The sequence below is a fragment of the Pseudomonas sp. Xaverov 259 genome (genome assembly GCF_019352915.1).
GTDB lineage: Bacteria > Pseudomonadota > Gammaproteobacteria > Pseudomonadales > Pseudomonadaceae > Aquipseudomonas.
Genome location: NZ_JAAAFV010000057.1, coordinates 1,141,234 through 1,167,038, shown reverse-complemented (window position 1 = coordinate 1,167,038; position 25,805 = coordinate 1,141,234). Strand labels below are relative to the sequence as shown.

Sequence of the window (25,805 nt, the reverse complement as noted above, 5' to 3'; positions counted from 1 at the left end):
TTGAGCAAAACCCCAGGCACGGCACCTGAGGAAATCGCGTTGCTTAAGTAGTGACTGATGGGGTTTTTAGCCGTTCCTTTTTTATGACCTTTGATCGCGTTATTGCCAAATCGCTGGTTGAATGCGAAATAAATGCTAAGAAACGCTATACGGACAGGCTAAAATGCGCGCCCGGCTAACCGCTGATCCCTTTTCCATGCGCCCCACAAGGTTCGCTACGTGATCGAGTTTCATAACGTCCATAAAACCTACCGCGTCGCCGGTAAGGAAATCCCCGCACTGCACCCCACCAGCCTGCGCGTCGAAAACGGCCAGGTGTTCGGCCTGATTGGCCACTCTGGTGCGGGCAAAAGTACCCTGCTGCGCCTGATCAATCGCCTGGAACAGCCAAGCGGCGGTCAGATCAACGTCGACGGTGAAGAAGTCACCGCCCTGGACGCCAACGGCCTGCGCCGTTTCCGCCAGCAAGTCGGCATGATCTTCCAGCACTTCAACCTGCTGGCGTCCAAGACCGTTGCCGACAACGTGGCGCTGCCACTGACCCTGGCCGGCGAGTTGTCGCGTAAAGACATCGACCTGCGCGTGGCTGAGTTGCTCGCCCGCGTGGGCCTGTCGGACCATGCCAAGAAGTACCCGGCGCAATTGTCCGGCGGCCAGAAGCAGCGCGTCGGCATTGCCCGCGCCCTGGCGACCAAGCCAAAGATTCTGCTGTGCGACGAAGCCACCAGCGCCCTCGACCCGCAGACCACCGCCTCGGTGCTCAAATTGTTGGCCGAGATCAACCGCGAGTTGAAGCTGACCATCGTGCTGATCACCCATGAAATGGACGTGATCCGTCGCGTGTGCGACCAGGTCGCTGTGATGGACGCTGGCGTGATTGTCGAGCAAGGCTCGGTGGCCGAGGTGTTCCTGCACCCCAAGCACCCGACCACCAAGCGCTTTGTGCAGGAAGCCGAGCAAGTCGATGAAGGCGAGCAGCGTGATGCCTTTGCCCATGTGCCAGGCCGCATCGTGCGCCTGACGTTCCAAGGCGAAGCGACCTACGCGCCATTGCTGGGGACCGTCGCCCGTGAAACGGGAGTGGACTACAGCATCCTTGCCGGTCGCATCGACCACATCAAAGATACCCCCTACGGCCAACTGACCCTCGCCGTGACCGGCGGGGACATGGACGCCGCCTTCGCCCGCTTTACTGCGGCAGACGTCCACATGGAGGTTCTGCGCTAATGGAAGTCCTGTTGAGTTTCTTCGCCAATATCGACTGGTCCGAAATCTGGCTGGCAACCGGCGACACCATGACCATGCTGTTCGGTTCACTATTCTTCACCGTGGTGCTGGGCCTGCCGTTGGGCGTGCTGTTGTTCCTGACCAGCCCGCGCCAGCTGTTTGAACAAAAAGGCCTGTACGCGCTGCTGTCGCTGATCGTGAACATCCTGCGTTCGCTGCCGTTCATCATCCTGCTGATTGTGATGATCCCGTTCACTGTACTCATCACCGGCACTTCGCTGGGGGTGGCCGGCGCGATCCCGCCGCTGGTGGTAGGTGCGACGCCGTTCTTCGCGCGCCTGGTGGAAACCGCCCTGCGTGAAGTGGACCGCGGCATCATCGAGGCCACGCAGTCCATGGGCGCCAGCACGCGTCAGATCATTATCAACGCGCTGCTACCCGAAGCTCGCCCTGGCATTTTCGCGGCGATTACGGTGACGGCTATTACACTGGTTTCCTACACGGCCATGGCCGGTGTGGTGGGTGCCGGTGGCTTGGGTGACCTGGCGATCCGCTTCGGTTATCAGCGTTTCCAGACCGATGTGATGGTGGTCACCGTGGTGATGCTGTTGATCCTGGTGCAAATTCTGCAAACCGTCGGCGACAAGCTGGTGGTGCATTTTTCTCGAAAATAACGGCCATTGCCGGCCCCCGCCGGCACATGTCCGAACAAGGAGCTTGTTGGATGAAAAAACTACTGGTTGCTTTCGCCGCCGTTGCCGCGTTTTCCGCCCATGCCGCCGAGACCCTCACGGTCGCTGCATCGCCGGTGCCTCACGCGGAAATCCTCGAATTCGTGAAGCCTGCACTCGCCAAAGAAGGCGTGGACCTGCAGGTCAAAGTCTTCACCGACTACGTGCAGCCAAACGTACAGGTGGCTGAAAAGCGCCTGGACGCCAACTTCTTCCAGCACCAGCCGTACCTGGATGAGTTCAACAAAGCCAAGGGCACTCACTTGGTGAGCGTTGGCGCGGTACACCTGGAGCCTCTGGGCGCCTACTCCAGCAAATACAAAAAGCTGGACGAGCTGCCAAGCGGCGCCAATGTCGTGATCCCGAACGACGCCACCAACGGCGGTCGTGCCCTGTTGCTGCTGGCCAAGCACGAACTGATCACCCTGAAGGACCCGACCAACATCCTGTCGACCATCAAGGACATCACCGCCAACCCGAAAAACCTGAAATTCCGCGAACTGGAAGCCGCCACGCTGCCACGCGTGCTGACCCAGGTCGACCTGGCGCTGATCAACACCAACTACGCCCTTGAAGCCAAGCTGGACCCATCCAAGGACGCCCTGGTGATCGAAGGCAACGACTCGCCTTACGTGAACATCCTGGTGACCCGCGAAGACAACAAGGATTCGGACGCCGTGAAGAAGCTGGTTGCAGCCCTGCACACGCCGGAAGTGAAAGCGTTCATTCTTGAGAAGTACAAAGGCGCGATTCTGCCGGCGTTCTGATCCAGAGCTACACCGTAAACCTAATGTGGGAGCGGGCTTGCCCGCGATAGCGGAGTGTCAGTCACTGAAGATGTTGACTGGCCTGCCGCTATCGCAGGCAAGCCCGCTCCCACATTTGTTTCGTGTTGTGATCGTTCCCACGCTCCGCGTGGGAATGCAGCCCGGGACGCTCTGCGTCCCGCTGTAGAGGTCGCGACGCAGAGCGTCACAGGAGGCATTCCCACGCAGAGCGTGGGAACGATCATTTGCGCTGTAGCAAACCCGCCAACTGTGCCACCCGCTTTGTTTTGTGTGGCTTTTGCTATCAGCGCAGGGCTGGCACCACCTCATGGGTCAGCCATTGGCGCAGGCACCGATTCTCCGGGTAGTAGTGGTAGATAAGCAGCGCGTAAACGCCGGACTCACTGACCATCAACGTCGGCGCACAGTGGCCATGAGTGATCAGGGGCAGGGGGTGTTGTTGGTCGAGATCGAGCTTGCGCAGTAGCGCAGGGTTCAGGTGCAGGCCCATCAGGTGGCCGATGTCGGAGGCGCTGAACCAGGGTTGGTTGTTTATCAGCACGGCGTGCAGCTGGTGATGGTGGCGGGTGAAGACTTTGGGGGTGATCGGTGGATCAGGGGTAAGTGATTGCACGGTCTAGCTCCTAACGTATCAAGGGACCGCCAAGCACTACTTCCACGTAATGGGTGGCGGCTGTACGCAGGTGTGGAAGACCGGGACGTTAGGCACCCGGCGCACTCGAAAGCGCCCCGCGCACAGCCACCATAAAACACAGACAAGAAAAAGCGCCTGACACTTGGTGGCGCTTTGTGCGCCTAACGATATAAGGGCTTCCACACCCTGTCACTGAATTTGCAGCGACAGGCCAAAGACTAGCCACCCCAAGACCGTCCAACAAGTTCACGCACAGCGCGACAACACGCGGGAAATCTCCGACGACACCCTGTTCAAACCTTGCACAAAACCACTGTGGGAGCTGGCAAGCCAGCTCCCACAGGTGATTTGTGTTGTTTGCCGGGGTGGCGAGTGATCGTTCCCACGCTCCGCGTGGGAATGCAGCCCGGGACGCTCTGCGTCCCGCTGTTGAGGTCGCGACGCAGAGCGTCACAGGAGGCATTCCCACGCGGAGCGTGGGAACGATCATTTGCGCTGTAGCAAACCAGGCAACTGCGCTACCAGCTTTTGGTTATTCAGCGGCGCACGAATAAACCCACGCTGCGTCCCATCCGGGCCAATCAGCGCCAGGTTGCCGCTGTGGTCCACGGTGTAGTTGGGCTTGCTGGTATCGGCCGGAATGAATGGAATGCTCACCGCATTCGAGACCTTCTGCACATCCTCCACATTCGCGCCGGTCAGGCCTTCGAATTGTGGGTCGAAGTAGCCCAGGTACTGCTTGAGCTGGGTCGGCGTATCGCGGTTCGGGTCGACGCTGACCAGGATCACCTGCAACTTATCCACCGCCTCTTTAGGCAGCTCGCTCTTGATCTGGCGCAGTTGCGCGAGGGTGGTCGGGCAGATATCGGGGCAGAAGGTATAACCGAAGAACAGCAGGCTCCATTTGCCTTTCAGCTCGTTGACCACCACCGGCTGGCCGTCCTGGTTGGTCATGGTCACCGGCGGCAGCTGGCGGCTTTGCGGCAGCAGGATGATGCCGGCGTCGATCAGTGCGGTAGGGTCGCCCTGGCCTTTGCCGCTGAGCACTTTGTTGACGGTCAGGCCCATGATCAACGCGACGATGGCCACCAGGATAAAGACGGTTTTTTGAGTTCGAGTCATAGGTTCAACAATAGGTAGTGGTCGACAAGCAGCGCGATAAACAGCAGCAGCAAGTACCAGATAGAGTACTTGAAGGTGTTGATCGCCGCGTGCGGCTTGCTGCCACGGTACAGCACCCAGGCCCATTGCAGAAAGCGCCCGCCCAATACCAGTGCACATGCCAGGTACAGCAGGCCGCTCATATGGATCACATAGGGCATGAAGCTCACCGCCAGCAAGGCGAAGGTGTAGAGCAGGATATGCACCTTGGTGTAGTGCTCGCCGTGGGTGACCGGCAGCATCGGGATATCGGCCTTGGCGTATTCTTCCTTGCGGTGAATGGCCAAAGCCCAGAAGTGCGGCGGGGTCCAGGCGAAGATGATCAGCACCAGCAGCAGAGGCTCGGCGCTGACATGCCCGGTAACCGCCACCCAGCCGAGCAGCGGCGGCGCAGCACCGGCCAGGCCGCCGATCACGATATTTTGTGGCGTGGCACGCTTGAGAAAGCCGGTGTAGATCACCGCGTAACCCAGCAATGAGGCCAACGTGAGCCAGGCAGCCAACGGGTTGGTAAACGCCAACAGCAAGGCCAAACCTGCAACAGCCAGAAACAATGCAAAGGCCAATGCCGCCACGGGTGACACGCGCCCTTCTGCCATTGGCCGTTTATGCGTGCGCGCCATCACCGCATCGATGCGCCGGTCCACCACATGGTTGACCGCTGCCGCACCACCGGCACACAGGGCAATACCCAAATTGCCGAACACCAGCACCGTCCATGGTACCCCGGCGCGGGTCGCCAGGAACATGCCCACCAAGGACGTGATGAGCATCAGCACTACCACTTTCGGCTTGGTCAGCTCCAAGTAGTCGCGCCAGATCGCCTGATCGTGACGCGCGCCGATCAAGGTCGCCATGGCATCTCTCCTTTAAGGGTGATGAGGCCCGATACGTGTTTGCGCGGGATAAAGCGCCAGCCAAACGGCAGCTGATTGCGTACCCGGACCAGGCTGGTACGGGCGTGGTAGTTGACCAGCACCAGCGTCAGCAATAAACCCGCTCCGCCTGCGTTGTGCCCGACCGCCACCGGCAGCGGCAAGCCGAACGCCACATTGCTCACGCCCAGGCAGATTTGCGCCGCCAGGGCGATCAGCAGCAGGCCTGCCAGCCGCGTCATGCCCACGGCGCGCAATTGCCAGGCCAGGCCCAGCAGCACCAGCGTCACCAGCACCGCGCCGATGCGATGGGTCAGGTGGATGGCCGTGCGTGCTTCACTGTCGAGCTGGCCGCCGAGGTAGTTGGGGCCAATATGCTGGGTGAGGTGAAACCCGTTGGCAAAGTCCGCCGCCGGCCACCACTCGCCATGGCACGTCGGCAAGTCGACACAGGCCACGGCCGCGTAGTTGGAACTGACCCAACCACCCAGCGCGATCTGCCCGATCACCAGCACCAACCCAGCCGTGGCCCAATATTGCAGGCGCTTGGGCACGATCAATGCGGGCAGCACGCCGGACAGTCGCAGGGTGAGCAGGAACAGCAGGCTCAAGGTCGCAAACCCGCCGAGCAGATGGCCGGTCACCACTTGCGGCCACAGCTTGAGCGTCACCGTCCACATACCAAACGCCGCCTGGGCAAACACCACCGCCAACACAAACAGCGGCAATTTCACTGGCTGCCCTGGATCACGCCGATGGCGCCACGAGCGCGCCGCCAGCAGTGCGATCAGCAAGCCCAAGGTGCCGGCGAAGTAGCGATGGGTCATCTCGGCCCAGCCCTTGTCGGCTTCAACCGGTGTGTCAGGAAAATGCAGCTCGGCATGCGCCAGCTGGGCTTCGCTTTGCGGCACGCTGATAAACCCGTAGCAGCCGGGCCAGTCCGGGCAGCCAAGGCCGGCGTGGGTCAGGCGCGTATAGGCGCCCAGCAGCACGACCAGCAGCGCCAGCAAAGTGGCAAACAACGCGAGGCGAAATCCAGGTTTGGCCATGACGATGCCCTTATCCGATGTTCGACAGTTTCAGCAGCAGGCGCAGGTCATTGAGCAAGTCCTTGCCCTTGACCTTGGCGTCGTAGCGCAGCACCAGGTTGCCGTGCGGGTCGACGATCCACAGTTGCGCCTCACCCGGCGCGGCGGCGTTTTTACTGAAGGTGGTCAGGTCCAGCGGGTAGCGCTGCAGTTGCGGGTATTCGGCCTTGAGCTTGGCGTCGTAATCGCTGCTCACTGGCTGCACACTCGCCAGTGCATGGCTGGCGCGAGAGGCATCGCGGCCCAGGCTGATTTGCAGCTGGCGCGCCAGGTACACCAGTTGCTGGCACTCGGCAGCACACGCGGTGGGCGCAGTGACCAACAGTTGCCAACGGTCTTCATCGGCCTGTACGCCAATGTCGGCGCGGGTCTGGCCGTTGCCGATCATCTCACCGTGGTAACTGCGGCTGTCGGGCACCCAGAACTGCAACTTGTACATAAAGGTGGCCAGCGCCATCGGGCCGATCACCATCATCAGGATCAGAATCAGCTGCCAGCGGCCTTTGCGCCGGTCGGGCGCCTCAGACGTGCTGGGTGGATTCATGGCCGCTCCCATGGGGTTTCTCCTTTTTGTTATGCCATCCGAGGTAGAGGTAAAGCGCCAGCAACGCCAATGCCATGGCGAACCACTGCACGGCGTAGCCCAAGTGTTTTTCCGGACCCATGGCGACCACCGGCCAGGTGGTGTCGTAGGTGCCGGGGCCGGGTTCGGCGCGCAGCTCATAGGCAAAACCGCTGCGACCCAACTCAGCCCAGAGCGCGGCGGGATGCAGCGCAGTCAGCAAGCGCGGCCATTGCGTGGTGGCGGGGTCAGCGTGCAGTTGGAAGGTTTCGCCGGGGGCGACGTACACCCAGGCATCCAGATTCAAAGGTTGTTCAGGCGTGGCGAACACCGGCGGCGTGCGCCGGTCCGGCCAGGGCAGCCAGCCGCGGTTGAGTAGCAGCCATTCGCCGCTGGCCTGGTCGTGAAAGGGCTGCAACAGTTCAACACCGGCCTTGCCGTCGCGCATGCGGTTGTCGAGCAGCACGCTGTGCTCAGCATCGAACTGGCCGCGCAGGCGCACGCGGCGAAAAGCCGGGTCGGCCATGCCCTGGAGCTGCACGCTGCTGACCGGCTCAGCCACACGCCGTTCGGCATAGCTGTCCACCAACAGCTGTTTTTCATGCCCGCGAGCCAGTTGCCAGAACCCCAGGCCCACCATCAGCGGCAGCAATACCAACACCACCAGCGTGGGAGCGAGCCCTGGGCGAAAGTCTTTTATGGCGCTGGCTATACTTGTTTTCATTGCCCGCCTTTTCATTGCCCGCCCATCCGAATGGAACCTGACCATGCTCAAAGCAGCCATTGCCCTGATGCTGATCGCGACTGTCGTGAGCCTGTTCAGTGGCTTGTTCTTTCTGGTCAAGGACGAGGGCAACTCCAACCGCCTCGTCACTGCCTTGACCGTGCGTGTTGTACTGGCCGCGATCACCGTGGGCTTGATCGCCTGGGGCTTTTTCAGCGGCCAGCTGGTCTCTCATGCACCGTGGTAAAACGCTTCACAGCACATAAACGAAGAAAAACAGGCCGATCCACACCACATCCACAAAGTGCCAGTACCAACTGGCCGCCTCGAACCCGAACTGGTGCTCGGCATTGAAGTGCCCCTTGAGGATGCGCATCAGCATCACAAAAAGAATGATGGTGCCGATGGTCACGTGGGCGCCGTGGAAGCCGGTGAGCATGAAGAACGTCGCGCCGTACACGCCCGAGCCAAGGGTCAGGCCCAGCTCTTTGTAAGCGTGCATGTACTCCTCGGCCTGAAAGCCCAAAAAGGCCCAACCCAACAGCACCGTCAGCGCCAGCCAGATTTTCAGCGCGCCGCGATGGCCCTTGCGCAACGCATGGTGGGCAAGGGTGATGGTTACGCTGGAGCTGACCAGCAAGATCGTATTGACCAGCGGCAAGCCCCACGGGCTGATGGTGCCTTCGGGCGGCGGGTACAGTTTCGGGTCAGGGTTATTGAGCAACGGCCAGGCAAATTCGAAATTCGGCCACAGCATGTGCGCGACGCCCTTGGAGCCTTCGCCCGCCAGCCACGGCGCGGACATATGCCGCACATAAAACAATGCACCGAAGAACGCGATAAAGAACATCACCTCGGAAAAGATGAACCAGGTCATGCCCCATCGGAACGAGCGGTCCATCTGCGCACTGTACAAACCCGCGCGGCTTTCCTTGATCACCGCGCCGAACCAGCCGAACAGCATGTAGGCCAGCAACAGCCCGCCGACGAAAAAAATCCACGGGCCATGGGATTCCGGGCGCGCTGCCTTGAGGTCGTTGAACCACACGGCCAGGCCGTACACCGTGATCAACATGCCAAACGTAGCAATTATTGGCCATTTGCTTTGCGCTGGTACGTAGTACGTATCATGAGACGACATGTATTCGCTCTCCTGATTGAGGGGGCAAACAGTAGCTAGCCGCCGGTATGGACGGCCACCGGCGGTTTGCGCGCAGTGATGTCAAACAGCGTGTATGCCAGGGTCAAATGCTTCACATCCTTGGGCATGGCGCGATCGACGATAAAACGCACGGGCATTTCTATGCGCTGACCTGGCTGCAGCACTTGCTGGGTAAAGCAAAAACACTCGGTCTTGTGGAAATACATCGCCGCTTCGGCCGGGGAAATACTCGGTACAGCCTGGGCGGTCATGGGTTTATCTGTGGGGTTGTAGGCCACGAATAGCATCTCGGTGACTGCGCCGGGGTTGACCACCACCTCATCGGCTTTGGAGTGGAACTCCCAGACCATGTCGATGGCATTGGTGGACATGAACTGCACGCGCACTTGGCGCGTGGGGTCCACCATCTGCTCACCTTCGTACTGCCCGGCGGTCTTGCCGTTGATGCCGAACGCCTTGCACATCACGTCGTAGATCGGCACCAGAGCGAAGCCGAACGCGAACATGGCCACTACCAGGATCAGCAGGCGAGTGACCAGGCGCTTGATGGGGACGGATTCAAGCATGGCGCTCACCCGCTCCTGGTTTTCCTGTGGGAGCTGGCTTGCCTGCGATGAGGCCCTGGCAGGCGATAGATTCGGCGCCTGACACACCGCTATCGCAGGCAAGCCAGCTCCCACAGGACACCGAGTCGACCTGCATCAACGCGTTCACTTGACCTCCGGCGGCGTCGTAAATGTGTGGTACGGCGCAGGCGAGGGGATGCTCCACTCCAGGCCTTCAGCGCCATCCCACGGTTTGGCCGGTGCAGGCGGGCCGCCACGGATGCACTTGATCACGATAAACAGGAAGAAGATCTGCGTGGCGCCAAACATGAACGCGCCAATCGAGGAGACCATGTTGAAGTCGGCGAACTGCAGGTTGTAGTCCGGCACCCGGCGCGGCATGCCGGCCAGCCCGACAAAGTGCATCGGGAAGAACGCCATGTTCATGCCCACAAAAGACAGCCAGAAGTGCAGCTTGCCCAGGGTTTCGTCGTACATGTGGCCGGTCCATTTCGGCAGCCAGTAGTAGGCCGAGGCGAAGATGCCAAAGATCGCGCCGGGCACCAGTACGTAATGGAAGTGCGCCACCACAAAGTAGGTGTCGTGGTACTGGAAGTCCGCCGGGGCAATCGCGAGCATCAGCCCGGAGAAACCGCCGATGGTGAACAGAATCACGAAGGCCACGGCGAACAGCATCGGTGTCTCAAACGTCAGCGAGCCCTGCCACATGGTGCTCACCCAGTTGAACACCTTCACGCCCGTGGGCACAGCGATCAGCAGCGTGGCGTACATGAAGAACAGCTCGCCCACCAGCGGAATGCCGACCACGAACATGTGGTGCGCCCACACGATGAACGACAGGAACGCGATGCTCGCCGTGGCGTAGACCATCGAGGTGTAGCCGAACAGCGGCTTGCGCGAGAAGGTCGGGATGATCGAGCTGACGGCGCCGAAGGCCGGCAGGATCATGATGTATACCTCGGGGTGGCCGAAGAACCAGAACACGTGCTGGAACAGCACCGGGTCACCGCCACCAGCCGCGCTGAAGAAGCTGGTACCGAAGTGGATGTCCATCAGCATCATGGTCACGCAACCGGCCAGCACCGGCATCACTGCGATCAACAGGAAGGCAGTGATCAGCCAGGTCCACACGAACAGCGGCATTTTCATCAGGGTCATGCCCGGCGCACGCAGGTTGAGGATGGTGGCGACCACGTTGATCGCGCCCATGATCGAGCTGATGCCCATCAGGTGAATGGCAAAGATGAAAAACGTCACGCTTTCCGGCGCGTAGGTGGTGGAGAGCGGGGCGTAAAAGGTCCAGCCGAAATTCGGCCCGCCGCCCGGCGTGAACAGCGTCGAGACCAGCAGCAGGAACGCTGCCGGCAACAGCCAGAAGCTGAAGTTGTTCATGCGCGGCAAGGCCATGTCCGGCGCGCCGATCATCAGCGGGATCATCCAGTTGGCCAGGCCGACAAACGCCGGCATCACCGCGCCAAACACCATGATCAGGCCGTGCATGGTAGTCATCTGGTTGAAGAACGCCGGCTGCACAATCTGCAGGCCGGGCTGGAACAGCTCGGCGCGGATCACCATGGCGAACGAGCCGCCGAGCAGGAACATGGTGAAGGCGAACCACAGGTACATGGTGCCGATGTCTTTGTGGTTGGTGGTCAGCACCCAGCGCATCAAGCCTTTGGCGGGGCCGTGGGCATGGTCGGCATGACCATGGTCGATCACAGTGCTCATGGCCGTTCTCCTGCAAAGGAAGGGGCTGTGCGGTTCAGGGCATACGCAGTTGAGGCCGTCATTTGCTTTCCGCCTGTTTCAGAGCCAGCACGTCTTTGGGCGTGACCATGTCGCCTTTGTTGTTGCCCCAGGCGTTGCGTTCGTAGGTGACCACGGCAGCGATATCGACTTCCGACAGCTGTTTGCCGAACGCCGCCATGGCGGTGCCGGGCTTGCCGAAGTACACGCGGTGCAAGTGGTCTTCCTTAGGCCCGATGGCAATCGGCGAGCCCTTGAGCGCCGGGAACATTGGCGGCAGGCCCTGGCCTTCGGCCTGGTGACAGGCCACGCAGGTGGTGTGGTAAACCTTGTCGCCACGCGCCACCAGCTCTTCCAGCGTCCACTCTTTGGACGTCAGCTCCTTGAGCTTGGCGGCTTCTGCTTTGCGTTCGCCCAGCCAAGTGTCGTAGTCGGCCTTGGATTTGACCTCGACCACAATCGGCATGAAGCCGTGGTCCTTGCCGCACAGCTCGGCGCACTGACCACGGTAGATGCCGGGCTTCTCGACACGGGTCCACGCCTCGTTGACGAAACCGGGGATCGCATCGCGCTTGACCGCAAAGGCCGGCACCCACCAGGAGTGGATCACGTCGGCAGCCGTCACCAGAAAGCGCACCTTGGCGCCCACCGGCAGTACCAGCGGCTGGTCGACTTCGAGCAAGTAGTGCTCGCCTTTGGTGGCCTGGTTATGGATCTGCTCGGCGGGCGTGGCCAGGTTGCTGAAGAACTCCACGTCCTGGCCCAGGTATTTGTAGTGCCACTTCCACTGATAGCCGGTGACCTGGATATCGATATCCGATTCACTGCTGTCGTAGATGTTGATCAGGGTTTTGGTCGCCGGAATGGCCATGGCCACCAGGATCAGCAAGGGCACCACGGTCCAGAGGATTTCCACGGTCGTGCTCTCGTGGAACTTGGCCGCCACCTGGCCCGTGGAGCGCCGGTGCAGGATCATCGACCAGAACATCGCGCCAAACACGATGATGCCGATCACCACACAGATCCAGAAAATGGTCATGTGCAGGTCAAACACGGCGTGACTGACTTCAGTAGCCCCTGGCGCCATATTCGTTGTCCAGGCGGCGTGCGCCTGGCCGAATACTGACCACAACAGTAGGCCCATCCAAACGTGTGGATGTCGCGTCATTGCGGGTTCCCCTTTATGTTTCTTGTTATCCCGCCGGTTTGCACCTGCGGCGAAGGGAGCGGCTTCCATACTGCTTACAACCGCCAAGCCTTGCCTGCGTCATGCAGTTGGGCGTCATCAGCTAATTGCGTACAAATCCGAGTATAGACAGCCGGGGCAACCCCGCAATGTGTAGGGGCAAATGAGCAGAAACAGACGGGCGGGCCCAATAAACCCGGGGGCGCAAACGTTTATCCGACGAACGATGGCATTTCGATATAACGCGCATGCATAACCATGAAATAATTATGACAAATGCGTCTTAGGCGCTCGTATAAACGAGCTACCTTATCCTCTCCCTTTTCCTACGCCTGTTTCACTGGAGCCTTCATGAACACCGCCGCATTGCGCGAGCAGATTTCCCGTGCCCATCAACACGAATCCGATACGGGCCAGCTTGCCCAGCAACTGGAAAAACAATTGCCGCACCTGCATTCGGCCATCTCCCTGGCTGACGGTGATCGCAACATTGTCATGACCCGCTTCGTCACTGCCTACATCGAACTGGTTCCGGACTTGCTGGAAGCCGCCAACGATGTGGCCCGCGAAGCCGGTATCGAAAGCCAGATCAAACCGGTGCTGAAAATCGCCGAGCATTTTTTCCTGCAACCGCCTGCAATTTTGGCCGGCCATGAAGGCCTGGACGGCCTGCTGGATGAGGCCTACCTGGCTCACCGCTTGGTTGAAGAGGTCAACGACCTGTATATCAAGCACTTCGGTCAGCCGTTGATTCCGGCAGATACCACCGTCGCCAACTTGATTGCCCATCAACTGATCGGTGAGCAATTCGCCAATCAGCTGGATGAAGCCGTGCATTTGGCGGTGGATGAGATGCTCAACGAAGAGAGTTTTGCGCTGGAGTCGGTTGAGGCGTATCGCGAACAGCTGAAAAGTCCGGAAACGGAAGCGGCGTGGAAGCGCTGGCCGTGCCTGTCGCGGCAGTTGGGCGTTGAGTTGGCGCTGGAACAGCCGGCCTGATTTCCGAGCGCACATAGCACTACTGTGGGAGCCGGGCTTGCCCGCGATGGCGGCGTGTCAGTCAACCAATTAGCTGACTGACCCACCGCCATCGCGGGCAAGCCCGGCTCCCACAATTTTTTATGGTGGTCAGACGGGCGCCGAACCTATCCCCACCGTCGTCCTCACCCGGCCTTCCAGCCTGCGCTTCAACCCACGCGCTTCGATCACCAGCGTCGAACCCTTGGCCGCATTCGCCCGGCCCCATTCCTCCAGTAATTCCAGGCAAGAGTGGTCGATGTAGCTCAAGTTACTCAGCGGCACATGCAAGGTGGTCCCGGCAGGCACCGTCGACAACACCTGAGTCAGCGCCGGCACTTTCAGGAAGGTCGCCGCACCGGTCAATCGCAACTCCATCTCACCCTTCTGGGGCAAATCGATCAGGCTGACTTTCAATCTCGAAGCTTTAAACGCGAGCTTCAGCAACGTGAGCCCAAAGCCCACCAATACGCCGGTCAAGAGGTCGGTGAAGATGATTGCCAGTGCCGTGGCGGCATAGGTGAACATCGGCATCCGCCCATAACGGCCCAGCGCGCGGAACGCCTTGACGTCCACCAGCTTGATCCCGGTGTACACCAGCACGCCCGCCAAACTCGCCACCGGAATGCTTTGCAGCACGCTCGACAACAACAGCACGAAACCCAGCAGCCACAGACCATGGAACATCGCCGACAGACGCGTAGTAGCACCGGCCTGCACGTTGGCCGAGCTGCGCACAATCACGCCGGTCATTGGCAAGGCGCCAACCAAGCCACAGAGCATGTTGCCCACGCCTTGGGCAGACAGTTCCTTGTCGAAATCGGAACGTTGGCCGCTGTGCATCCGATCGACCGCTGCCGCAGACAGCAGGGTTTCAGCACTGGCAATAAACGCCACGGCGAAGGCGGCGATCAGCAGTTGCGGATCGGCCAGGTTCAGCAAGTCGCTGGGGCGCAGCCAGTCGATGGCGTCGGCGAGGTTTTCCGGTACCTCCACGCGCTTGACCTGCAACGCCAGCACCAGGCTGGTCACTGTCGCCAGGCCCACACCTAACAAGGCACCCGGTACGAAGCGCAGTTTTTGCGGACGGAATTTATCCCAGCAGTACATCACCAGCATGGTCGACAGCCCCAGCAAGCCAGCCTGCCAACCCAGGCCACCGCCCAGCGTCGGAATGGCTTCGGCCACGGCTGCCGGGAAGCCTGCCAGGTTATCCAGCCCCGAGGGCTTGGGCGCGCCGTCGAGCATCACATGCACCTGCGACAGCACAATCAATACGCCGATACCCGCCAGCATGCCGTACACCACCGCCGGCGCCGTGACCCGAAACCAGCAGCCCAGGCGCAAGCGCCCGGCCACCAGTTGCAGGAAACCCGCCAGCAACAGAATCGGCCCGAGCATCATCATCCCGTGTTGACGCACCAGCTCGAACACCAACACCGCCAGCCCCGCCGCCGGGCCACTGACCTGCAGCGGCGACCCCGCCAGCCAACCTACCACCAGGCCACCGATAATCCCGGTGAGCAAGCCCTTGGCCGGCGGCATGCCGGACGCAATCGCAATACCCATGCACAAGGGCAGGGCGACTAGAAACACAACCACCGAGGCCAGCAGCTCCCGTGGCAATACAGCTTTCAATTGAGCAGCACGCATGATGGCTCTCCCGAGGGATTCGCCGGGCGCGGCAAAGCCTGGCTGCATCCATGGCAGCCACCGCTTGACCCGGCAGGGAAGTGTTTTAGAAGCGCGCTCTAGGCGTCGCGCAAGGAATCGGCTCGGTGCCGTTCAGCGGTCTGAATGCCGCCTGGTCTGCATCGTAAGCACGGATTTCGCTGGTCTCGATGTTGTAGATCCAACCATGGATAAACAAATGACCATTGGCCATGCGCGAAGCCACGGAAGGGTGGGTACGCAAATGCTGCAACTGGGCGATGACGTTTTCTTCGGTCAGCACCTTCATGCTCTCGCCTTCATTGGCGCAGTCGCAGTTGTCTTCGACCATGGACTTGGCGACTTCGGCATGACGCAACCACGCGCGCACCGTCGGCATCTTTTCCAGGCTGTCGGGGTTGAGTACTGCGCGCATGGCGCCGCAATCAGAGTGCCCGCACACGATGATGTGCTGTACACCCAGTGCGAGTACCGCGTACTCGATGGCAGTGGAAACCCCGCCGTTCATCTGGCCGTAGGGCGGCACCACGTTGCCGACATTACGCGTCACGAACAAATCGCCGGGGGAGCTTTGGGTGATCAGCTCGGGGACGATCCGTGAGTCGGCGCACGTAATAAACATCGCCCGTGGGCTCTGGGCCGTGGCGAGTTTCTTGAACAGTTCTTCCTGCTGGGGGAAGACGTCGTGATGGAAATGCAAAAAGCCGTCAACGATGTGCTTTAACGCTGCATCGGCAGACTCCGCCACCTGAGGGGCTGAAGCCGACGCAGCCAACGGCTGTTTATCCTTGTCACTCATGATTCATCCTCTTGATTAATGCAGGGGAGTGTTCAGGTCAGTTCGACGCCTGACTATTGGAATAGTTGAAAAACTAAACAAACCAAGGCGTCGACTCGTTAGTCACTCGCTGAACAAGGTAACCGCCGAAACTTAACTCAAACTGAATGAACCGCTCTAGAACGCGGGTTTCAGTGATGTCAAAACGCGACTATTCCTACAGCAGGACGCCATCGTTCTCTTCAGTTTACAACAATGCCATCTGCCTGCCCGGTGGGCAAAACGCCGTGCAATCCAGATTAAACCCTTCCCGTCGATTCAGCCCCAACCGCTTGATCGCTTTGTTGAAACGCTGCGCCAGCAAATCGGCAAACGGCCCCTCGCCACGCATGCGCACGCCAAAGCGGCTGTCGTACACCTCACCGCCACGCACTTGACGCACCAGGCTCATCACATGGGCGGCGCGCTGCGGGTAATGTGCCGCCAGCCACTCCTCGAACAGCGGCGCCACTTCCAACGGCAGCCGCAGCATCATGTAGGCGGCGCTCTGCGCACCAGCGGCGTGGGCTTCGGTCAGCAGGCTTTCCAGCTCACTGTCGTTGATCATCGGGATCATCGGCGAGCACAGCACGCCCACCGGGATACCCGCCTCGCGCATCACCCGAATCGCCCGCAACCGCGCCTTGGGCGCCGCCGTGCGCGGCTCCAGGATGCGCTTGAGCTCGTCGTCCAGGCTGGTGAGGCTGATCATCACCGCCACCAGCCGCTGACGCGCCAATTCGGTGAGCAGGTCAAGGTCGCGCAAGATCAGCGAGCCCTTGGTGATGATGGTCACCGGGTGCCGATAGCGCAGCAGCACTTCGAGGGTTTGCCGGGTGATTTTATAGTCGCGTTCGATAGGTTGGTACGGGTCGGTATTGGAACCCAGGTTGATCGGTGCGCACACATAACCTGGCTTGGACAGCTGTTGCTCCAGCACCTCGGCGGCGTTGGTCTTGGCGATCAGCTTGGTTTCAAAATCCAGCCCTGGCGACAGGTCCCAATAGGCATGGCTGGGCCGCGCATAGCAGTAGATGCAGCCATGCTCGCAGCCGCGATAGGGGTTGATGGAGCGGTCGAACGGCAAGTCCGGCGAATTGTTGCGGGTGATGATGCTCTTGGCCGTTTCGATACGCACTTCGGTGCCCTGAGTCGGCGGCACTTCCTGGAACCAGCCGTCGTCTTCGGCCACGCTGACGGTCGGCGCAAAGCGGTTATGCAGGTTAGTGGCCGTGCCCCGGCCACGGGGCGGCAACGGAGTAGACATGAAAACGCCTCGATACTGTTTTTATATACAGTATCGAGGCGCGAGGTTTCTGACCAGTGCCGTTTGGCGGCCAGGGCAGGATCAGTGCTTTTGCGTGACCTGCCCCAAGTCGTCACCCGACGTGGTGCGCATATCGCTCTTGCGCAGGTCGGCCACGTCACTGGCTTTGACTGGCGCGCCTTTATTGCCCCAGCTGCCACGGACGAAACTGACCACATCCGCGACTTCCTGGTCCGACAGACGCCATGCGAACGCCGGCATGGTGAAGGTCGACAGCGCCGTGTGAGTGGCCGGCAAGGTGCCGCCGTTCAACACGATGTTGATCAACGAGGTGGCGTCCGCCGTCTGCAACACCGGGTTACCCGCCAGCGCCGGGAACACCCGCGTATAGCCATGGCCGTCGGTACGGTGGCAGGCCGCGCAGTTGTCGATGTACACCGACGCACCCGGCTTGCTGTCATCACCTTTCCACAGCGCCTCGGCAACCTGTTTGTCGTACTGATGCGGCTGGTCCTTCGGATCCACCGCCGGCAGGCTCTTGAGGTAGCGGGCAATCGCCGTGAGGTCGTCCTGGGACATGTACTGCATGCTGTGTACGACCACATCACTCATGCCACCAAACACCGCGCTGCGTTCACTGCGGCCGGTCTTGAGGAACTGCACCAGCTGCTCCTCGCTCCAGCTGCCGAGGCCGTCTTTATGGTCGCCGCGCAGGCTTTTCGCGATCCAGCCTTCCAGCGGCGCACTGCCAGACAGGAACGCGTTGCCGTCAGTCGCGCTGAGGGCCTTTTCCTGCATGGTCAGGGCACGCGGTGTGTGGCAAGCGCCGCAGTGGCCGAGGCCTTCAACCAGATAGGCGCCACGGCTGATGACCGGATCGGCTGCTGCCTGATGCTCCTCGACTGCCGGCGCGAACATCCAGCGCCACGCCGCCAACGGCCAGCGCATGCTCAAGGGCCAGGGAATATCGCTATCCTTGTTCTCCTGGGCGACGGGCTCCACGCCCTTCATGAAGTACGCATACAACGCCTGCATGTCGCTGTCGCTGACACGGGCGTAGGACGGGTACGGCATCGCCGGGTAAAGCGTACTACCGTTCTTGGCGACGCCATGGCGCACGGCCTTGTCAAAGTCTTCGAAGCTGTAGTCGCCCAGGCCGGTCTTGTCCGGGGTGATGTTGGTGGAATAGATCACGCCGATCGGGGTTTCCATCGGCAGCCCACCGGCAAACGGTTTGCCACCCTTGGCGGTGTGGCAGGCCACGCAGTCACCGGCGCGGGCCAGGTATTCGCCCTGCTTGATCAAATCGGTCTCAGCCGCGCTTACAGAGCAACTGCTGAACAGGGCAAAACTGGCGATAACAAGTGCTTTCATGGTCATCGCTCCTTATGCCTGAACCAGTGGGCCGGGGTTTTTCAGGTACTGCTCGCGGATCGCCCGCGCCGACCAATAGGCCAACGCTGCCACCAGGCCGGTTGGGTTGTAGCCCAAGCCTTGTGGGAAAGCCGATGCACCCGGAACAAACACGTTGTGTACATCCCAACTTTGCAGGTAACGGTTCAACGCACTGGTTTTCGGGTCGGTGCCCATGATCGCGCCGCCATTGAGGTGGGTGGTCTGGTAGGACGCGGTGTTGAACTGCTCACCGACTTTTTTGCCCAGCACAGCAATGGCCTTGGGGTTCATCGCCGCGGCGACCTTGCCCATTTTCTCCATCATGAAGCGGTTCATCTTGATGTCGTTTTCCTGCCAGTCGAACGTCATCCGCAGCAACGGCAGGCCGTAGGCATCGCGGTAAACCGGGTCCAGATCCAGGTAGTTGCTCCGGTAGGATTGATGCGCGCCATGGGAATCCATCGACACTTGGTGGGTGTAGTAGTCGGCGGTGGCGCGCTTCCAGGCGCTGCCCCACGCCGGCGTGCCCGGCGGGTTGGACGTACCGGCAATCGGCCGACTGCCGGCCTGGTTGACCCACATCGGCGAGCCGCCCACAAAGCCGTGCGGGCCGTGGTCGAAGTTGTCCGCGTTGAAGTCATCGATGGCCACGCCATTGCCGCCCGCACCGATAAAGTTATTGGTGTGGGTGTCCTTGTCGAAGAAGGCCTTGATGGTGCCCATATTCTGGTAGGCAAAGTTGCGGCCCACCACGCCCTCGTTGGTAATCGGGTCGTAGGGTTTGCCGATGCCCGATAGCAACATGAGGCGCACGTTGTTGAACTGGAAGGAGGCGATGATCACCAGGTCCGCCGGCTGCTCGCATTCGCGGCCCTGGGCGTCGATATAGGTCACGCCGGTGGCTTTGCTCTTGGTGCTGTCGAGGTTGACCTTGAGCACATGGGAATTGGCCCGCAGCTCGAAGTTCGGCACCTGACGCAACGCCGGCAGGATGTTTACGTTCGGCGAAGCCTTGGAGTACATGTAGCAAACATAGCCACTGCAGAAACCGCAGAAATTGCACGGCCCCATCTGCGCGCCGTAGGGGTTGGTGTAGGGCCCCGAAGTATTCGCGGACGGCAGGTTGTAGGGTTTGTAGCCGACGTCGGTGGCCGCTTTCTGAAACAGCTGCGCAGACACAGTATTTTTCTGCGCTTCCAGCGGGAACGGATTGGAGCGGTCCGGCGCATAGGGGTTGCCGCCACGACCTTCACCCACCAACTGGCCTTTTACGGTCCAGGCCTGGCCGGAGGTGCCAAAGACTTTTTCGGCGTAGTCGAAAAACGGTTCCAGCTCTTCATAGCTCACGCCGAAGTCCTGGATGGTCATGTCCTTGGGGATGAAATTCTTGCCGTAGCGCTCTTCATAGTGGCTGCGCATGCGCAGCTCGATTGGGTCGACACGAAAATGCACGCCTGACCAGTGCAGGCCCGCACCACCCACGCCATTGCCGGGCAAAAACGCACCCAACTGACGGTTGGGCAGGGCGACGTCATTCACGCTATGGCGAATGGTCACCGTCTCCTTGGAGATGTCCTGAAAGAGTTTTTTACGCACGCTGTAGGTCAGTTCGTCGATGACCTGGGGATAATTGCCGTCTGGGTAGGTGTCCTGCATCGGGCCGCGCTCGAGCGCTACCACGTTGAGGCCAGCTTCCGTCAGTTCCTTGGCCATGATCGCGCCGGTCCAGCCGAAACCCACGATCACCGCGTCCACTTTCTTCATGATGGTCGCCACGTTTATGCCCTCTCGCCGCGAATGGAAACAGCCGGGAAGGGGTATTGCTCGTTGCGTTCAACCCAGTCCATGAAGTCGGCGCGGGCGCCAGGGAAGCCGATCATGGTCCAGCCGACCATGCCTTTGTTGCCACCGTGGATCGGGTCGCAGAAGAAGCCTTCCTTGGTGTTTTGCAGCAGCAGGTTGAAAAACATCTTTGCCGGTACGGCCTCGAAATGGGCGGTCATCTCGCCGCCGCCCGCCTCCATACGTCGCAGCATGTCATCCTGGGTAGCGCTGTCTTGCGCAGCAAAAGCTTTACCGTTGAACGCCTTCGACCACGCATCCGTGGCAGCAATGCCCAGGCGATAAATGTCTTTGGGCACCAATTTGCTCTGCCAACCCATCTCTGGCGCCGCATCGGCGTTGAACGGGCCTTGCATGAACCACAACGCACCGGCGGCGTACGGCGTGTTCATCTGGCGGTCGATGTATTCCGGCGCGCCGGCTTCCAGGGCACCTGGGCCTTGGGCGTCAGCCGGGATCAGACGGGCGACGGCGGCGTTGATAAACGCCCACTCTTCAGCCGTGAAGTAGCTTGGCTCGTAGGCTTTGTCGCTGACGGGCGTTTTGGCGGGAGCGGCCTGTGCCGGTTCCGGTGTAGCCATCAACATCGAGCCGCCAAGGCCAGTGCTGGCAACCGTGACCACCGGGATCAAGGTCAAGGATTTGCGTAAAAAGTCACGCCGCGGGTTGTCCTGATCTTGATCAGACATAGGTACACCTCATCATGTGGTCACGGGTTTATCCGCCGCTTCTAGGAGCAGCGTGAAGGTTGGCCAGGGCATTGGATCCCAAATGGATAGAACACACTGGCAATCAATAGTTACAAATGATAGCAGCCTAAGCATTAGAGGAATCGATTCAGCGCAAAAAACAGCGGATCAGATGGGCGGATTCACGATTCTTTGACAGCCACCTCACGCGGCATTGACCCCCGGTAGACGACTCTGTGGCCCATCAGCCCTATCCCATTTGGTCTCAACGCACATGTTCACGATTCGATTACTGCCCGCCCTTGGCCTGGCGTTCATGGCACTGCTCGGCACGCTGCAGGCCCAGGCCGACGAGGCTACGTCGATCCGCTCGCCGGAGTGGGCACAGCCGGTGGGCAACCAATTCAACCTGCACCAGATGACGCCCACCCTGTATCGCAGCGCGTTGCCGGACAGCACTGCGCTGCCGGTGCTGCAAAATCTGAAGATCGGCACGGTGATCAACTTCCTGCCGGAATCTGATGCGCCGTGGTTGGAAACTTCTGATATCAAACAGGTGCAGCTGACGTATCGCACCAACCATGTCGACGATGCCGACGTGCTGGCGGCACTCAGGGCCATTCAGGAAGCCGAAACCCAAGGCTCGGTGCTGATGCACTGCAAACACGGCTCCGATCGCACGGGCCTGATGGCGGCGATGTATCGGGTGGTGATTCAGGGATGGAGCAAAGAGGATGCGCTGAACGAGATGACGCTAGGCGGCTTTGGTAGCAGTAACGGCTTTAAAGACGGCGTTCGCTACATGATGAAGGCTGATGTCGACAAGTTGCGTACTGCGTTGGCCAATGGCGACTGCAGCACCAGTGAGTTTGCGTTGTGCTCTATGAAAAGCTGGATCAACACGGCCGGTAGCAGCCGTGTCGACCCAAAGAAAGACACCGAATTAGTGCTCACACCTTAAGCAGGTATCAGTCCTTTTTCAGCTTGGGATTAGGAAAAAACTGCACCGCCTGCACCTTCGGGTCCGCGGGCGCTTTCAACGCCGACGTATTGACCCGCGTGCCCAATTCCTTGGGCACCGAATTGCCTTGTTCATTCAGCGTGTCCGAATAACCGCAGGCTACACATTCGCGGTGCGGCACATCGTCTTCGGTCCACATTTTCAACTTGTCCAACTCTTCGCACGCCGGGCAGACCGCACCGGCGATAAATTGCTTTTTGCTCACCACAGGCCCATCACTCATGCTGCTGCGTCCTCACTCAGGCCGCTGTGGCGCAAGAGTGCGTCAATTGACGGCGCACGTCCGCGGAAGTCGACGAACAGCACCATCGGCGCCTGTGAGCCACCGCGCGCCAGGATCGCTTCGCGAAAGGCGCGGCCGGTTTCGGCATTGAGCACGCCGTCTTCTTCAAACTTGGAGAAGGCGTCGGCAGACAACACTTCCGCCCACTTGTAGCTGTAGTAACCCGCCGCGTAACCGCCGGCAAAAATGTGCGCAAAACTGTTGGGGAAGCGGTTGTAGGCTGGCGGACGCATCACCGAGACCTCATCGCGCACGCCTTCAAGCACCTGCGCTACCGTGCGGCCATCGCCGTGGGTGGCGTGCAGTTCGAAGTCAAACAGCGAGAATTCCAGCTGGCGCACCATCATCAAGCCGGACTGGAAGTTCTTCGCCGCGAGCATTTTTTCCAGCAGGTCCTGAGGCAGCGGCTCGCCGCTTTCATAGTGGCCGGAAATCAACGCCAGGCCTTCCGGCTCCCAGCACCAGTTCTCCATGAATTGGCTCGGCAGTTCCACCGCGTCCCAGGCCACGCCGTTGATGCCAGACACACCCGCGTGTTCAACGCGGGTCAGCAGGTGGTGCAGGCCGTGGCCGAATTCGTGGAACAGCGTGGTCACTTCATCGTGGGTCAACAGGGCAGGCTTGCCGCTGTCGGCCGGGGTGAAGTTGCACACCAGGTTCGCCACCGGGCTTTGCAGCACGCCGTCGACAGTGCGGCGGCGATCGCGCGCGCCGTCCATCCAGGCACCGCCACGCTTGTTGGCGCGGGCGTACAGGTCGAAGAAGAAACGCCCGACATGCTGGCCGTTTTCCTTGATTTCAAACAGGCGAACATCAGGGTGCCAGGTGTCGAAGCCTTTTTGCTCGGCGATTTCGATGCCGTACAGGCGCTGCACGATGGCAAACAGGCCGCCCAGCACTTTGTCGATCGGGAAGTAAGCGCGCAGCGCTTCCTGGGACACGCTGTAGCGTTGCTCACGGAGTTTTTCGCCGTAGAAACCGCTGTCCCAGCTTTGCAAGTCGGCGCAGCCTTGTTCGGCGGCGTAAGCCTTGAGCTGTTGCAGGTCCTGGGCGGCAAACGGCTTGCTGCGCTTGGCCAGGTCGCGCAGGAAGCTCAGCACCTGGTCGCTGGACTCGGCCATTTTGGTGGCCAGGCTCAGCTCGGAGAACGACGCGTAACCCAACAGTTTGGCCAGCTCCTGACGCAGGTCGAGGATCTGTTCCATCACCGGGCCGTTATCATTCTTACCGGCATTCGGGCCTTGGTCCGAGGCACGGGTGCAGTACGCCGCGTAGACTTCTTCACGCAGGGCGCGGTCGTGGGCGTAGGTCATTACCGCGTAGTAGCTTGGGAATTCCAGGCTGATCAACCAGCCATCGAGGCCTTTGGCCTGGGCGGCGGCAGCCATCTGCGCCTTGGCCGAGTCGGTCAGGCCGGCGAGGGTGGCTTCGTCGGTAACGTGCTTGGTCCACGCCTGGGTGGCGTCCAGCAGTTGGTTGGAGAACTTGCTGCCCAGCTCCGACAGCTTGCTTTGCACTTCGGCGTAGCGCTTTTGCTGCTCAGGCGGCAAATCGATACCCGACAGGCGGAAGTCGCGCAGCGAATGTTCCAGGATGGTTTTTTGCGCCACGTCAAAACCGGCGGCTTCCGGGCTGTTGGCCAGGGCTTCGAAGGCCTGGAACAGTTCGCGGTTCTGGCCCATCTCGGTGGAATAGGCGCTCAAGGCCGGCAGGCAAGCCTCGTAGGCTTCGCGCAGTTCGGCGCTGTTGCACACGGCGTTGAGGTGGCTGACCGGGCTCCAGGCGGCGCCCAGGCGGTCATTCAGTTCGTCCATGGCCAGTACCAAACCGGCCCACGTAGGGTTTTTGCCCTGGCTTTGCAGGATGCCTTCGATGGCAACGCGGTTGTCGGCGAGGATCTGTTCGATGGCCGGCTGCACGTGCTCGGCACGGATCGCCGAGAACGGCGGCAGGTCGTAGGACTGCAAAAGTGGGTTGTTCGCGCTCACGGTGGGTACCTTGGCTGAAGAAACTGATAAGACAAAGATGGGGCCATCTTAATTACAATCAACACCCACCGCAGCTATCAACCTATAAGAGAGAGGCTATCGTGACCCTTCGCACCTATCAGAACCACACGCCAACCCTGGGCGCCGGGGCTTTTGTCGATATTTCGGCGGTGGTGATCGGCGATGTCGAAATCGGCACCGACAGCTCGGTTTGGCCATTGACCGTGATTCGCGGCGACATGCACCGTATCCGCATCGGTGCACGCACCAGCGTGCAGGACGGCTGTGTGCTGCATATCACCCACGCCGGGCCGTTCAACCCGGACGGCTTCCCGCTGCTGATCGGCGATGATGTGACCATCGCGCACAAAGTCATGCTGCACGGCTGCACCGTCGGTAATCGCATCCTGATCGGCATGGGCAGCATCGTGATGGACGGCGCGGTGGTCGAAGACGACGTGATCATCGGCGCCGGCAGCCTGGTGCCGCCCGGCAAGAAACTGGAAAGCGGTTTTTTGTACGTGGGCAGCCCGGTTAAACAGATCCGCCCATTGACTGACAAAGAGCGCGCCTTTTTCACCTACAGCGCCGCGAACTACGTGAAGCTCAAAGACCTGCACCTGGCTGAAGGATTCGACCGATGACCCTGAACTACTCCACCGTGCTGTTCGACCTGGACGGCACCCTGACCGACCCGCGCGAGGGCATCACCCGCTCGATCCAGTACGCCCTCGGTAAACTCGGCATTGATGAACCCGACCTGACCAAGCTGGAACACTTTATCGGCCCACCATTGCTGCAAGCCTTTATGCAGTTCTATGGCTTCGATGAGGCCAAGGCCTGGGAAGCGGTGAATTTTTATCGCGAGCGCTTCAAGGTCACCGGCCTGTATGAAAACCGCGTATTCGACGGCGTGATGCCATTGCTCGAGGAACTGAATGGCCAGGGCCGCCAGCTGTATGTGGCCACATCCAAGCCGTGGGAGTTTGCCCGTGAGATTGCCCGGCATTTTGATTTTGCCAAGCACTTCAAGGTGATCTACGGCAGCGAGCTGGATGGCACGCGCACCAACAAGGTTGAGCTGATTGCCCATCTGATGAGCGAAGAGGGCTTGGACCCGGCGACTACCTTGATGATTGGTGATCGCAAGCATGACTTGATCGGGGCGCGCAGCAATGGGTTGGATTCGGCGGCGGTGGGGTATGGGTTTGGCAGTTTTGAAGAGCTGAATGCCGAGGCGCCGACTTGGCATTTTGAGACGCTCGAGCAGATGCATCAGGCGTTTTTGCAGAGTCCTTGAGGCCGCTATCGCAGGCAAGCCAGCTCCCACATTTGACCGGGTTCACAATTCAAACTGTGGGAGCT

Annotated in this window: 26 protein-coding genes; 8 read left to right on the top strand and 18 right to left on the bottom strand. The window is 60.4% G+C overall.

What is annotated here, in order from left to right; translation table 11 throughout:
- The first annotated feature begins 219 nt into the window (after positions 1–219).
- From K0H48_RS28175 to K0H48_RS28165, 3 genes are read left to right on the top strand one after another with little or no spacing between them, the layout of a single operon-like run.
- On the top strand, positions 220–1,227 hold the full coding sequence (locus tag K0H48_RS28175; protein WP_056861004.1) for a methionine ABC transporter ATP-binding protein: 1,008 nt from the start codon (positions 220–222) through the stop codon (positions 1,225–1,227).
- Positions 1,227–1,901, top strand: a complete 675-nt coding sequence (locus tag K0H48_RS28170) for a methionine ABC transporter permease (protein ID WP_056861003.1) — start codon at positions 1,227–1,229, stop codon at positions 1,899–1,901. The genes K0H48_RS28175 and K0H48_RS28170 overlap by 1 nt, the downstream gene beginning before the upstream one ends.
- 50 nt (positions 1,902–1,951) lie before the next feature.
- Positions 1,952–2,725, top strand: a complete 774-nt coding sequence (locus K0H48_RS28165) for a MetQ/NlpA family ABC transporter substrate-binding protein (protein ID WP_219337555.1) — start codon at positions 1,952–1,954, stop codon at positions 2,723–2,725.
- Positions 2,726–3,029: 304 nt separating this feature from the next.
- Here K0H48_RS28165 and K0H48_RS28160 read toward each other — a convergent pair whose 3' ends face one another.
- The 6 genes from K0H48_RS28160 to K0H48_RS28135 form a co-directional block, all read right to left on the bottom strand.
- Complete coding sequence (locus tag K0H48_RS28160; RefSeq protein WP_219337554.1) at positions 3,030–3,359, bottom strand: Bro-N domain-containing protein; 330 nt, start codon at positions 3,357–3,359, stop codon at positions 3,030–3,032.
- Positions 3,360–3,866: 507 nt separating this feature from the next.
- Positions 3,867–4,502 carry an SCO family protein gene (locus K0H48_RS28155; protein WP_056861000.1) on the bottom strand — a complete coding sequence of 212 codons (636 nt, stop codon included), beginning with the start codon at positions 4,500–4,502 and terminating at the stop codon, positions 3,867–3,869.
- Complete coding sequence (cyoE, locus tag K0H48_RS28150; protein WP_069785813.1) at positions 4,499–5,398, bottom strand: heme o synthase; 900 nt, start codon at positions 5,396–5,398, stop codon at positions 4,499–4,501. The genes K0H48_RS28155 and cyoE overlap by 4 nt, the downstream gene beginning before the upstream one ends.
- Complete coding sequence (locus K0H48_RS28145) at positions 5,386–6,465, bottom strand: heme A synthase (protein ID WP_219337553.1); 1,080 nt, start codon at positions 6,463–6,465, stop codon at positions 5,386–5,388. Before K0H48_RS28145 ends, cyoE begins: the two co-directional genes overlap by 13 nt.
- Before the next feature lie 10 nt (positions 6,466–6,475).
- Positions 6,476–7,060, bottom strand: coding sequence for a hypothetical protein (locus tag K0H48_RS28140; RefSeq protein WP_219337552.1), 585 nt, complete (start codon positions 7,058–7,060; stop codon positions 6,476–6,478).
- Positions 7,026–7,790, bottom strand: a complete 765-nt coding sequence (locus K0H48_RS28135; RefSeq protein WP_219337551.1) for an SURF1 family protein — start codon at positions 7,788–7,790, stop codon at positions 7,026–7,028. Before K0H48_RS28135 ends, K0H48_RS28140 begins: the two co-directional genes overlap by 35 nt.
- Before the next feature lie 43 nt (positions 7,791–7,833).
- On the opposite strand from K0H48_RS28135, the gene K0H48_RS28130 reads away from it, so the two are divergent.
- Positions 7,834–8,037, top strand: coding sequence for a twin transmembrane helix small protein (locus K0H48_RS28130; RefSeq protein ID WP_016969525.1), 204 nt, complete (start codon positions 7,834–7,836; stop codon positions 8,035–8,037).
- Positions 8,038–8,043: 6 nt separating this feature from the next.
- On the opposite strand, the gene K0H48_RS28125 is transcribed toward K0H48_RS28130, so the two are convergent.
- From K0H48_RS28125 to coxB, 4 genes are all read right to left on the bottom strand, one after another.
- A complete protein-coding gene (locus K0H48_RS28125) occupies positions 8,044–8,931 on the bottom strand; it encodes a cytochrome c oxidase subunit 3 (RefSeq protein WP_219337550.1) in 888 nt (295 codons plus the stop codon).
- A 35-nt stretch (positions 8,932–8,966) separates the two neighbouring features.
- Positions 8,967–9,518, bottom strand: coding sequence for a cytochrome c oxidase assembly protein (locus K0H48_RS28120; protein ID WP_219337549.1), 552 nt, complete (start codon positions 9,516–9,518; stop codon positions 8,967–8,969).
- 144 nt (positions 9,519–9,662) lie between these two features.
- Positions 9,663–11,246, bottom strand: a complete 1,584-nt coding sequence (gene ctaD, locus K0H48_RS28115; RefSeq protein WP_017137901.1) for a cytochrome c oxidase subunit I — start codon at positions 11,244–11,246, stop codon at positions 9,663–9,665.
- Positions 11,247–11,304: 58 nt separating this feature from the next.
- Positions 11,305–12,432, bottom strand: a complete 1,128-nt coding sequence (coxB, locus tag K0H48_RS28110) for a cytochrome c oxidase subunit II (protein WP_219337548.1) — start codon at positions 12,430–12,432, stop codon at positions 11,305–11,307.
- 369 nt (positions 12,433–12,801) lie between these two features.
- Here coxB and K0H48_RS28105 point away from each other — a divergent pair, with 369 nt between their 5' ends.
- Complete coding sequence (locus K0H48_RS28105) at positions 12,802–13,449, top strand: hypothetical protein (protein WP_219337547.1); 648 nt, start codon at positions 12,802–12,804, stop codon at positions 13,447–13,449.
- A gap of 129 nt (positions 13,450–13,578) precedes the next feature.
- On the opposite strand, the gene K0H48_RS28100 is transcribed toward K0H48_RS28105, so the two are convergent.
- From K0H48_RS28100 to K0H48_RS28075, 6 genes are all read right to left on the bottom strand, one after another.
- Positions 13,579–15,120, bottom strand: coding sequence for a SulP family inorganic anion transporter (locus K0H48_RS28100; RefSeq protein WP_219337546.1), 1,542 nt, complete (start codon positions 15,118–15,120; stop codon positions 13,579–13,581).
- Positions 15,121–15,205: 85 nt separating this feature from the next.
- Positions 15,206–15,937, bottom strand: coding sequence for a carbonic anhydrase (locus K0H48_RS28095; protein ID WP_065931983.1), 732 nt, complete (start codon positions 15,935–15,937; stop codon positions 15,206–15,208).
- Positions 15,938–16,163: 226 nt separating this feature from the next.
- On the bottom strand, positions 16,164–17,222 hold the full coding sequence (locus K0H48_RS28090; protein WP_219337545.1) for a PA0069 family radical SAM protein: 1,059 nt from the start codon (positions 17,220–17,222) through the stop codon (positions 16,164–16,166).
- Between the two features lie 81 nt (positions 17,223–17,303).
- On the bottom strand, positions 17,304–18,596 hold the full coding sequence (locus K0H48_RS28085) for a cytochrome c (protein WP_219337544.1): 1,293 nt from the start codon (positions 18,594–18,596) through the stop codon (positions 17,304–17,306).
- 12 nt (positions 18,597–18,608) lie between these two features.
- A complete protein-coding gene (locus tag K0H48_RS28080) occupies positions 18,609–20,393 on the bottom strand; it encodes a GMC family oxidoreductase (RefSeq protein WP_219337543.1) in 1,785 nt (594 codons plus the stop codon).
- Between the two features lie 2 nt (positions 20,394–20,395).
- Positions 20,396–21,148, bottom strand: a complete 753-nt coding sequence (locus tag K0H48_RS28075) for a gluconate 2-dehydrogenase subunit 3 family protein (RefSeq protein ID WP_058420540.1) — start codon at positions 21,146–21,148, stop codon at positions 20,396–20,398.
- Positions 21,149–21,422: 274 nt separating this feature from the next.
- Here K0H48_RS28075 and K0H48_RS28070 point away from each other — a divergent pair, with 274 nt between their 5' ends.
- On the top strand, positions 21,423–22,109 hold the full coding sequence (locus tag K0H48_RS28070) for a dual specificity protein phosphatase family protein (RefSeq protein ID WP_219337542.1): 687 nt from the start codon (positions 21,423–21,425) through the stop codon (positions 22,107–22,109).
- Positions 22,110–22,116: 7 nt separating this feature from the next.
- Here the strand turns inward: K0H48_RS28070 and K0H48_RS28065 are convergent, their stop codons facing one another.
- Both K0H48_RS28065 and prlC read right to left on the bottom strand, forming a co-directional pair.
- The gene (locus K0H48_RS28065) at positions 22,117–22,392 is read right to left on the bottom strand and encodes a YheV family putative zinc ribbon protein (RefSeq protein WP_138813166.1); all 276 of its coding nucleotides are present in this window, start codon (positions 22,390–22,392) and stop codon (positions 22,117–22,119) included.
- Entirely contained in the window at positions 22,389–24,440 is a 2,052-nt protein-coding gene (prlC, locus tag K0H48_RS28060; protein WP_219337541.1) for an oligopeptidase A, read from the bottom strand. Before prlC ends, K0H48_RS28065 begins: the two co-directional genes overlap by 4 nt.
- Positions 24,441–24,541: 101 nt before the next feature.
- Between prlC and K0H48_RS28055 the strand changes: the two genes are divergently transcribed.
- Both K0H48_RS28055 and K0H48_RS28050 read left to right on the top strand, forming a co-directional pair.
- Positions 24,542–25,084, top strand: a complete 543-nt coding sequence (locus tag K0H48_RS28055) for a gamma carbonic anhydrase family protein (protein ID WP_056860985.1) — start codon at positions 24,542–24,544, stop codon at positions 25,082–25,084.
- Positions 25,081–25,740: an HAD family hydrolase gene (locus tag K0H48_RS28050; RefSeq protein ID WP_219337540.1), complete on the top strand. Its 660-nt coding sequence runs from the start codon at positions 25,081–25,083 to the stop codon at positions 25,738–25,740. The genes K0H48_RS28055 and K0H48_RS28050 overlap by 4 nt, the downstream gene beginning before the upstream one ends.
- Positions 25,741–25,805 lie beyond the last annotated feature (65 nt).